This window comes from Pseudomonas sp. NPDC088429 (genome assembly GCF_044753305.1).
GTDB classification, from domain to species: domain Bacteria; phylum Pseudomonadota; class Gammaproteobacteria; order Pseudomonadales; family Pseudomonadaceae; genus Aquipseudomonas; species Aquipseudomonas rustica.
Genome location: NZ_JBIVMX010000090.1, coordinates 1 through 7,756, shown reverse-complemented (window position 1 = coordinate 7,756; position 7,756 = coordinate 1). Strand labels below are relative to the sequence as shown.

General features: G+C 57.6%; 5 protein-coding genes and 2 pseudogenes. All 7 read left to right on the top strand.

Annotation, left to right across the window (positions count from 1 at the left end; genetic code table 11):
- A pseudogene (locus ACIP66_RS26515) lies at nucleotides 1–201 on the top strand (isocitrate lyase); the annotation flags it as partial.
- Between the two features lie 495 nt (nucleotides 202–696).
- Nucleotides 697–1,062 (top strand): DUF6124 family protein, encoded by a 366-nt coding sequence (locus ACIP66_RS26510; protein ID WP_400652055.1) that lies wholly within the window; start codon nucleotides 697–699, stop codon nucleotides 1,060–1,062.
- A gap of 6 nt (nucleotides 1,063–1,068) precedes the next feature.
- Nucleotides 1,069–1,416 (top strand): annotated as a pseudogene (locus ACIP66_RS26505) (DUF6124 family protein); the annotation flags it as partial.
- A gap of 568 nt (nucleotides 1,417–1,984) precedes the next feature.
- Nucleotides 1,985–3,409 carry an amino acid permease gene (locus ACIP66_RS26500; protein WP_400652054.1) on the top strand — a complete coding sequence of 475 codons (1,425 nt, stop codon included), beginning with the start codon at nucleotides 1,985–1,987 and terminating at the stop codon, nucleotides 3,407–3,409.
- Between the two features lie 139 nt (nucleotides 3,410–3,548).
- On the top strand, nucleotides 3,549–4,085 hold the full coding sequence (locus ACIP66_RS26495) for a 2,4'-dihydroxyacetophenone dioxygenase family protein (protein ID WP_053121625.1): 537 nt from the start codon (nucleotides 3,549–3,551) through the stop codon (nucleotides 4,083–4,085).
- 42 nt (nucleotides 4,086–4,127) lie between these two features.
- On the top strand, nucleotides 4,128–5,039 hold the full coding sequence (locus ACIP66_RS26490) for a LysR family transcriptional regulator (RefSeq protein WP_400652052.1): 912 nt from the start codon (nucleotides 4,128–4,130) through the stop codon (nucleotides 5,037–5,039).
- 32 nt (nucleotides 5,040–5,071) lie between these two features.
- Nucleotides 5,072–6,313 (top strand): aspartate aminotransferase family protein, encoded by a 1,242-nt coding sequence (locus ACIP66_RS26485; RefSeq protein WP_400652050.1) that lies wholly within the window; start codon nucleotides 5,072–5,074, stop codon nucleotides 6,311–6,313.
- The last annotated feature ends 1,443 nt before the right edge of the window (nucleotides 6,314–7,756 follow it).

The window sequence follows — 7,756 nt, the reverse complement described above, 5'->3', positions numbered from 1 at the left end:
GACTACGCCCGCAACGACATGACTGCTTACGTGAAACTGCAAGAGCAGGAATTCGCTGACGCCGCCAAGGGTTACACCTTCGTGGCTCACCAGCAGGAAGTGGGCACCGGCTACTTCGACGACATGACCACCGTGATTCAAGGTGGCACGTCTTCGGTAACCGCACTGACCGGTTCGACTGAAGAAGAACAGTTCCACTGATTCTGCTTCGCCTGACCAAACGGCCTCTGCGGATCGGATAGAAAGCTAACCGCAAAGCCGCAAAACTGACGCCCCGACTGGTTCGGGGCGTTTTTTTTGTCTGGGATTTGGCGGTCTGTTGAGGTGCTTAAACACAAATCCGCATGCGCGTTTAAATTACACAAACCGTTACGCCATAAAGGCTACAACGCCTTGCGCCGTTACCTACGCGCACCTCAGAATCCGCCGGCATACGCTGCTATGGGTCGGGTTATATCGTTGCTCTGTCACTGAAAAACAGTGATCGGGTTTGGTAGCCCGTTTCTAAGCGTGTGTTGACGCCTGATGCAATCCCTTTTTTGGGGACTCGGCTTTTATGGCGGCCATGCGTGGGGCTCCTTCGGGAGCGCCGGGGTTTTACTCCGCTTAGACCGGTCTACCAACCCGCGCCTGGCCGCCACCCTCGTTTGGTAGCGAGAGTGATGGCTCTTCATTTTGCTGAGTGGAGTTCCATCTATGTTCAAAGTCACGCCCAACCCACCGGAAACCGATCCAATCCCGTTCGACCCATCGCTTGAACCTCAAAAGATAAAAGAGGCGAAAGAGCGGGCCATCAATTTCTATCTCAACCCCGACTCACTGAAACTCTCAATCCCCTCCCGCAAAACCAGCAAAATCTTCCTGATCGACCCCGCCGTGGACGAAGAAACATTACTCGTCGAAGCCTGCGAATCATTGGCCGCCGCCAACGACATGGCGCGTGAAATTAGCGATGTCGTCGACAACTCACAACGCCGATCCCTGTTGATGCTGCATCAGGTAATCATGCTGAGTGAACTCATGGTCAATCGAGTCCTGGACGGCCGACGTCTGCCGCACTAACAAACTCCCCACAATCCCCCGGTCACAGACCCGGCGTCACCCTATGAATCACTCAATTCGAAAAAGCTACACGCAGCAGCTGAGCGCGCGCTCGATCATTATCTTGCGCCTGAGAAAATCATGGCCACGCCGTACAGCCCCAGCACGCTGTTTATGGTTAATCCGCAATCTGATACTGAATCCCTGCTGGCTAATGCGTGCGAGTCGTTAGCCTCGGCCACGGTGATGCTGGGTGATTTTGCCGGGATGCTGGAGGGGCCGAATCGCAATACGTTGCTGGGGATTGCGCAGGTGGTGATGTTGGGGGAATTGGCGGTGAACAAGGCGCTGGATAATGTTGTGCCGAGTGCCTGAACCGCTGCCCTCACCCTAACCTTCTCCCAGAGGTAGAGGGGACTAACCGAGTTGTTTTGCGCTATACGCCGACCTGAAAGACCGTGTCGATTATGGATTCAAAGCATCACGTTCAAGTCGGCGTATCTCGTGAGCATCCCCCACTCAAGTCCCCTCTCCCTCCGGGAGAGGGCTAGGGTGAGGGGCTTTTCAAGCTGCCCACTGATCGCGCAGGCAGATCTGCTCAACAGCATCCGCGCAATCTTCAGTAAACGTCTGTAATGGATCAACGTCCTTTCCCCCTCACCCCAGCCCTCTCCCTCGGGGAGAGGGAGCCGACCGAGGTGCCTGGCGTTTTACATCGACCTGAAAAAACCAGTCGATTATGGATTCGGCAGAGAATCCGCCCTCCATCCCCCGTCCTTGACACTCCCCCACCAAACACCCGCCACCTGTGACGACAGTTCACACCCTCTTTGAACCATTTAGGGCTAATGCCCTCCCCTCTAAGCGCTTAGGGTACGGCCCATCGCCGTGTCGTTGCGGCGTTACAGACAATAATAAAGACGTTCATTCGAGGTACGAGCCGATGCGTGATGACAAAGACAAGGCTAACAACGAGCTAGGGAATGGCTTGAAGGGACGGCAGGTCACGATGATTTCGATCGGCGGCGTGATTGGTGCCGGTCTGTTTGTGGGTTCGAGTAATGCCATTGCCACCGCTGGCCCTGCGGTGCTGGTGTCGTATGTCTGCGCCGCGATCATTGTGGTGCTGGTCATGCAGATGCTCGGCGAGATGGCGACTGCGCGGCCGGACACCGGGTCGTTTTCTTCCTATGCCGATCAGGCGATTGGTCGCTGGGCCGGATTTTCCATCGGTTGGTTGTACTGGTGGTTTTACGTGTTGGTGATTGCCATCGAAGCGATTGTCGCCGGCAATATTCTGGGCGACTGGTTGGGGATTTCCCATTGGGTGGCGGCGTTCGGCGTCACGTTCGCATTGATCCTGTGCAACAGCCTCAGCGTCGGTTCGTTCGGTACGCTGGAATATTGGTTGTCGCTGTTCAAAGTCGTGTCGATCGTCGGCTTCATCATCCTCGGCGTGCTGGCGATTTTCGGGGTTTTGCCGGGTTCCTCGACCAGCGGGATTTCCAATCTCTACGCCAACGGCGGTTTTGCTCCCAACGGTAATGTGGCGATTGTCGCCGGTCTGCTGACAGCGATGTTCAGTTTCCAGGGCAGCGAGGTGGTGACCATTGCCGCCGCTGAATCCAAGGATCCGAAAGCCAATATCAAAAAAGCCATTCGTGCCGTGGTCTGGCGTCTGGGCTTGTTCTATCTCGGCTCGATGTTTGTGGTGGTGTGCCTGATTCCGTGGAACGCCCCGGATCTGGCGCAGGGTTCGTACCAGGCTGTGCTGAGCGCGATGAACATTCCGTGGGCTCCGCAGATCATGGGCATTGTTGTGCTGGTGGCGGTCACCAGTTGCCTGAACTCGGCGATCTACACCGCCTCGCGCATGGCCTACTCGCTGGCCCGTCGCGGTGATGCGCCGAACGCGGTGTCGCACACCACCCGTCACGGCGTGCCGCTGTTGGCCGTCGCGCTGACTTCGGTCGCCGCGCTGACGGCGCTGACCGCCAACTATCTGCTGCCCAAGCAAGTGTTCCAGTTTCTGCTGGCCACCAGCGGCGCATTGGCCTTGCTGATGTATCTGGTGATCGCCGTCACGCAATTGTGCATGCGCCGCAAACTGGTCGCGCAGGGTAAAAAACTCGAAGTGCGCATGTGGATGTTTCCGTATCTGACGATCCTCACGATCGTGTTCATCCTCGGCGTGTTCGCGATCATGGCGGCCTTCCCCGGTCAGCGTGCGGAACTGCTCTCGACCCTTGGCCTGACGGCGGTGCTGGTGATCATCGGCGCGTATTTGCAGAAGTCGCAGCCCGAATTGTCGGCACGACGCAGCGCCATGGCGCCAGTTGAAACCGCCACCCCGCAAGTATTGGCCTGAACACCGCCCGCCGCTGTGACTGAGCGTCACAGCAAGTGTGCCGGCGACCTGCTTTTTCACGACTGATCTCCACCCTACTCTGCTTGAAACCCCGGCCAACAACCGGCCGGGGGTTATCAAAACTTACAAGGAACGCCTCATGAGTATTGCGCCTAAACCTGATGAACTGGCCATCCCCTATCAACTGCCGCAAGTGCCGTACATGGCGCCCGACATGGTGCACCCCGGCGTCCTCGGCCAGTGGCTGGAAGACGATCAACTGTGGGTGCCGGTGACCGATTCGGTGTCGTTCAAACCGGTGTTGCTCAGCGTGTCCGGTGGCTACTACATCAACTTGCTGCGCGTGCGCAAAAGCGGCGTGCTCTCGCGTCATCGTCATACCGGCGGCGTGCACGCGATGGTGCTTAAAGGTCGCTGGTACTATCTGGAGCATGACTGGGTCGCCGAGGAAGGTTCGTTTGCCTTCGAGCCGCCGGGCGAGACTCACACCCTGTTCGTGCCGGAAGATGTCGAAGAGATGATCACCTGGTTCCACGTGCAGGGCGGTTACACCTACGTTGATCCGCAGGGTGTAGCGGTCGGTTACGAAGACGTTTTCACCAAACTGGAAACCGCTCGCGCGCATTACAAAAAGCTCGGGTTGCCAGACGATTACATCGAACAGTTCATTCGCTGATCGACGCCGTGGCAGGCGTCGGATCGACACGGGAGGCAAGTCTTGGATAACTACTCGCAGCTGCTGGCGTTTCTTTGGGCCACGGAGCACGGTAACTTTTCAGCGGCCTCTCGCGCCCACGGTCTGACGCCGTCGGCCATCAGCAAGCTGATTTCGCGTCTGGAAGATCGCTTGCAGGTGCGCCTGTTTCAACGCGGCACGCGCAGTTTGTCGCTGACCGAAGAAGGCGCGGCCTATCTGGTCAGCGCCCGCGCGGTGATCAACGCGATGGCCGAAGCCGACTCACTGGCCGAGGCGTTTCCGACGCGAGTCAGCGGCATGCTGCGGATTCACACGATGTCGACGTTTGCCAAACACCAGATCATTCCGTGGCTGCCGGAGTTTTTGGCGGCCTACCCCGGGTTGACGATTGATATCCAGATCGGCGCGCAATTTTCCGATCAGTTCGATCAAGGGCTGGATCTGGCGATTCACAGCGGCGTGTTGCCGGACTCCACGCGCATCGCCCGCAAGATTGGTCAGAGTCGCTGGATTATCTGCGCCTCCCCGGACTACCTCGCCCGCCACGGAACGCCCGAGCACCCGCAGAAATTGCTCGATCACACCTGTTTCAGCTTCGGCTTCAACAGCGTGTGGAACGACTGGGATTTTCTCATCGATGGCCACCCGACCAGCATCCCGGTGATTCCCAAAGCGACTTTCGCTCAGGGCGATCTGCTGCGCGATCTGGCCCTCAGCGGCGCGGGCATTGTGCGCTTGGCCGAGTTTCATATTGGTCACGACATCCGCGAGGGCCGCTTGATCCCGTTGCTGCAGAGCTACAGCCCGGACAGCTTCGAACCGATTTACATGATCTACACCAATCGCAAGCACCTCAGCCCCAGGATCCGCGTGTTCCGCGACTTTCTTGAACAGAAACTCGCGCAGAGTCCGTGGAACACCGAGCGCGGCTGAACGCTCATCTATTAATAAGCACAGAGGCTTCTATGCGTAACCTGATTGGCGATGTTTCCAGCGCCGCGCGCATCCTTCCGGAACTCAATGGCGAAACCCTGTTTATCCGCAACGGCAAGGATGCCTATGTGTATGACGATCAAGGTCGTCGCTACATCGACACGGCGCTTGGGTTTGGCGCGGTGCTGTTGGGGCACGCCAATAATCGCGTCAACGAACAGGTGGCGGCGGCGTTGGCCGATTCTGCCGCGCCATCGTGGGCGCATGTCCGTGAACACGCGGCGGCCTCGGCACTGGCGGCGCACACCGGCGCGCTGAGCAAAGTGATTTTCACCAACTCCGGCAGTGAAGCGGTGCACCTCGCCTGCCGCGCGGCTCGCGCGTATACCGGGCGTGGGCGTATCGCGAAAATGGCGGCGGGTTTCGACGGTTGGTTTGATGACGTCAGCTTTGGCAATGTGTCATCCAGTGAGGCGAATTTTGCTGACGGTCAGCGACCTTCTACGCCGCGCACTACGTTGCTGCGCTTCAATGACTTTGCTGATGTCGAGCGACTGTTTGCTGAGGACTCGGACATTGCGGCGGTAATTCTTGAGCCGATGCTCGCTAATGCGGGATGCATCATGCCAGCGCCGGGGTATTTGCTGCATGTGCAGGAAGTCGCGCATCGGCATGGGGCGCTGGTGATCTGTGATGAAGTGTTGATGGGGTTTCGTTTGTTCGCCGGGCTCGCGGGTTTGCAGGCAGGGCTGGATCCGGACATCGCCAGTGTTGGCAAGGCGATTGGCAATGGTGTGCCGGTGTCGGCGATTGTCGGCAAGCCGCATATTTTGGCGGGGTTTGAGGAAGGTCGGGTGCTGCGTGGCGGTACGTTCAGCGGCAACCCGATGGCGTGTGCTGCGGTGATCAGCACCTTGGCGCAACTGGATGATGCGGATTATCAGCGTTTGATTGCGCGAGGTGAGGCGCTGCGCGTTTCCGTGGAGGCCTCGTTCAAGGCGCATGGGATGACGGTGAGCACCACCGGTTACGGCAATGTGTTCGGGATCTGGCCTTCGGCGCAGGCCCCGACGAATTATGCCGAGGCGCTGGAATGTGGCGCTGCGGAGTTTAGTAAGGCGCTGCACCTGGCGTTGCGCGAGGCTGGGGTGTTGGTAATGCCTTCGCCTTATGGGCGGGTGTATTTGTCGTTTGCGCATGATGACGGGGTGGTTGAGGAAATGAAGGCTGCTTTTGAGGTCGCGGCGTCGAAGCTGGCTGGGCGGTTTGGCTGAGAGGATTGGAGGGGACAGGCCTGGCGTGCAAGGCGTCGGGTCTGGGGGTGATTGATTTACCGCTTTCGCGAGCAAGCTCGCTCCCACAGGGGTTCTCGGTAGTACACCAAACCTCGGGCGCACCACAAATCATTGTAGGAGCTGAGCTTGCTCGCGAAGGCGGCGTGTCAGGCGATAAATGGGTTGGCTGATCTGGCTCTTTCGCGAGCAGGCTCGCTCCCACAGGGGTTCTCGGTAGTACACAAAACCCCTGGCACACCACAAATCAGTGTAGGAGTGAGCCTGCTCGCGAAGGCTTAAAGCCAGCCAACATCTTCGGTACAGACACACCGCATCGCGAGCAGGCTCACTCCTACAAGGTTCGTGTCCACGCCGCAAATCAGTGTGGGAGCGGGCTTGCTCGCGAAGGCGGTGTGTCAGGCAATAAATGTGTTGGCTGATCTGGCGCTTTCGCGAGCAGGCTCGCTCCCACAGGGTTCTCGGTAGTACACAAAACCCCAGGCACACCACAAATCAATGTAGGAGTGAGCCTGCTCGCGAAGGCTTAAAGTCAGCCAACATCTTCGGTACAGACACACCGCTATCGCGAGCAGGCTCACTCCTACAAGGTTCGTGTCAACGCCACAAATCATTGTAGGAGCCGAGCTTGCTCGCGAAGGCGGTGTGTCAGGCGATAAAAATGTCGACTGATCTGGCGCTTTCGCGAGCAAGCTTTGCTCCTACGGGTTCTCGGTAGTACACAAAACCCCAGGCACACCACAAATTGATGTAGGAGTGAGCCTGCTCGCGATGGCTGAAAGTCAGCCAACATCTTCGGTACAGACACACCGCTATCGCGAGCAGGCTCACTCCTACAAGGTTCGTGTCAACGCCACAAATCAGTGTGGGAGCGGGCTTGCTCGCGAAGGCGGTGTGTCAGGCAATAGATGTGTTGGCTGATCTGGCGCTTTCGCGAGCAGGCTCGCTCCCACAGGGATCTGCGGTGCTCGGACAAAACATTGATCCAGAGCGGTAGCGGCGTAGGAAAAATCGTGTAAAACGGGCGCCGTCGCTACTTGCAGTAACGTGCAAGTAAGACAACTTCCCAATACCTCACCCGTTAAACAGTTACAAAACCGCGCCAAACAATATTGATTATCATTTAGCAGCAACTATGTTCGTTACATTTCAAACAAAACATATTTCCCGCAAAACCGGCTAATGCCCGCAACGCATGGGCTGGCGGGGCCTGGAGGGGCGCTATGTCCTTATTCCAATAAATAATTTCGCTATAGGAATTTTACTTGCCGGGTGTTTAGCCATAAAATCAGCGCGATTGATTGCTGCGACATATCGTCACTGCCTTATTTCTTTATCAAGCTCAGAGACCTTGGCTCTCTGTTACGGATTACCAGCATGCCCGAAGCGACAGGACTCATGGCCCACCACCGGGGCTTTGCCATT